Origin of the sequence: Tabrizicola sp. (assembly GCF_051645465.1) — a bacterium.
In the GTDB taxonomy this organism is placed as follows: Bacteria; Pseudomonadota; Alphaproteobacteria; order Rhodobacterales; family Rhodobacteraceae; genus Tabrizicola.
In genome coordinates this window covers 1-2,588 of the sequence record NZ_JBOFBI010000201.1, presented here as the reverse complement: position 1 = coordinate 2,588, position 2,588 = coordinate 1, and the positions used below count along the sequence as shown (strand labels likewise).

General features: G+C 65.7%; 2 protein-coding genes. Both read right to left on the bottom strand.

Annotation, left to right across the window (positions count from 1 at the left end):
- Positions 1-1,588 (bottom strand): oxidoreductase (locus ACRCSW_RS12875; RefSeq protein WP_438705645.1); only part of this gene is annotated, 1,588 nt, incomplete at its 3' end.
- 155 nt (positions 1,589-1,743) lie between these two features.
- A partial coding sequence (locus ACRCSW_RS12870; RefSeq protein ID WP_438705644.1) for an aldehyde dehydrogenase family protein occupies positions 1,744-2,588 on the bottom strand: 845 nt, incomplete at its 5' end.

The following is a 2,588-nucleotide window of genomic DNA, read 5'->3' as shown; positions in this document are numbered from 1 at the left end:
AGTTCCCCCCCTCATCATAAACGACCACCGCATCCGAAAGCTGAGCCTCCCGCCGCAGCACGGCTTCAGGAGACCACACACCCCCCGCCTCGATCCCCGGCAACATCGCCTCCGAAGGCACCCAGCGCTGGAACCCCGTCTCATCCGGCAAAGACCCCGTCGCGATCACCACCACCTCCGCCCCATGTGCCGCAAGCTCCTCCGACTCCAGGAACGTGTTCAGCCGCAACCGCACCCCCAGCCGGTCAAACTGCCGCTCGTACCAGTCCATCAGCTCCAATATCTGCCCCCGCCGCGGCTGCATCCCCGCCAGCCGGAACTGCCCGCCCACCACCGGCAAGGCCTCGACAATCTCCACCCGATGCCCCCGCTCCGCCGCCACCCGCGCCGCCTCCAGCCCCGCCGGCCCAGCCCCCACCACCAGGACGTCCCGAACCTCCAAAGCAGGCACAAACCGATCCCCACCCCACTCAAACTCCCGCCCCGCCGAGGGATTGATCAGGCACGAAATCCAGTAATCCCGCGACCGCCGCCCCCAGCACATCTGGTTGCACGAGATGCACCCCCGCACATCCCCGGCCCGCCCCTCCGCCACCTTCCGCGCCAGATGCGGGTCGGCGATCTGCCCCCGCACGATCGACACCAGATCCGCCAGCCCCGAGGCAATGATCGCCTCGCCATTCTCCGGCGTCCGCACCCCCGCCTCGGACGTAACCACCGCATGTTTCAGCAACGCCTTCAGCTGCCCAGTCAAAGGCACCGTCAGCTTTTCGGCATGGGTGAACGGTGGAATGATCGCCTCGAACTCAAGGTACGACCCCGCCCCCACGGTCACATAATCCACATGCCCAGTCCGGTCATGCAGATCGACGATCTCGCACAACGCCTCAGCCTGAAGCGTCACCTCGTAACCCGTCGAATAGCTGATCGCCAAACCCACGATGAACCGCTCGCCACAAGCCCGGCGCACCCTCTCGACCAGCTCACGAGAAAACCGCGTCCGGTTCTCCAACGACCCGCCCCAGCGGTCCGTCCTTTGGTTCGACCAAGGCGTCCAGAACTGATCCAGCAGCGAGTGATACGCCGCCCAGACCTCCACCCCCTGAAACCCCGCCGCTTTTGCCCGCACCGCCGCCGCGACATGGGCCTCCAGCAGCTCCTCAATCTCAGCCTCGGTCATCGCATGCGACCCGTCGCTGTCGTGATACGACGGCCCGCCCGAAGGCGACCAGTGCGGCGCAAAGCTCAGGTCGGAATCGCCATGCGCGCCCACATGATAAAGCTGCTGGATGATCACCGCACCCGCCGCGCGGACCTCCTCGGTGATCACCCGAAAGGCAGGGATCACCCGATCATCCGAATGCAGAAAATTCCCCCGCGTCAGCACCCCCGTCCGATGCACCGGCACGGGCTCGGCCACTACCATCGCCGCCCCGCCAAGCGCCCGTTCCAACAGGTACTTCCCGAACCGCGGCCCCGGCTGCCCCTGGTCCGACATGTTCGCCGTGTGCGCCCCAAAGACGATCCGGTTGCGCAGGGTTTCATCCCGCAGCTTCAGGGGCGACATCAGGCGGGGGTGCTGGGTCATGGCCGGGTCTCCGTACTGGCGAAGACTACCGTCCGCTCTCTGGCGCGTGATATCGGTCGGCGACAGCCGTCAGTCTGAAACCGCCATTACGCGCAGCCAAGGTCCGGTCGCGACAATTTTCTTCGAAGAAAATTGGTCCTGACCCAACCGTGGGTCTACTCCGCCGCCATATCCTGCGACACGTCCCAGCCCGAGATCGCCTTGACCTCCAGGAACTCCTCGATCCCCCAGACGCCGCCTTCCCGTGCCCGACCGGAAGCCTTGACCCCACCAAAGGGCGAGCCCGCCCCACGTGAACGGCCGTTCATCTCGACCATACCGGCCCGCAAGACCCTCGCCAGCCGGTTCCGCCGCGCCCCGTCCTGTGACTGCACATAGTTCGTCAGCCCATAGGGCGTGTCATTGGCGATAGCGACCGCATCAGCCTCGGTGTCGAAGGGGATCATGCACATCACCGGCCCGAAGATTTCCTCGCGCTCGATAGTCATGCCGGGCTTAACATCGGCGAAGATCGTAGGCCGCACGTAATAGCCCTTGTTCATGCCTTCAGGCAGGCCCAACCCCCCGGTCACCAGCCTTGCGCCCTCGTCGATGCCCTTCTGGATATAGCCCTGGATCTGGTCCCACTGCCGCTTGTTCACCACCGGCCCGATATGGCCCCCCGGCAGGCTTGCCGGACCGACCTTGATCGAGTTGGCCACGTCCGTCGCAATCTCCACTGCCCGGTCGTAGTAGGAACGCTCCACCAGCATGCGGCTGGGTGCGTTGCAGCTTTGGCCGGAGTTGTTCATCATATGCCGCACGCCACGTTCCACCGCCTTCGCATCGGCATCGGCGAAGACCAGGTTCGCGCCCTTCCCGCCCAGCTCCAGCGTCACGCGCTTAAGCGTCTGCGCCGCCGCAGCCGAAATCGCCCGGCCCGCACGGGTGCTGCCCGTGAAGCTGATCATCTCGACATCCGGGTGGCTGGAAAGCCTGGTGCCCACCCCCGCGCCATCGC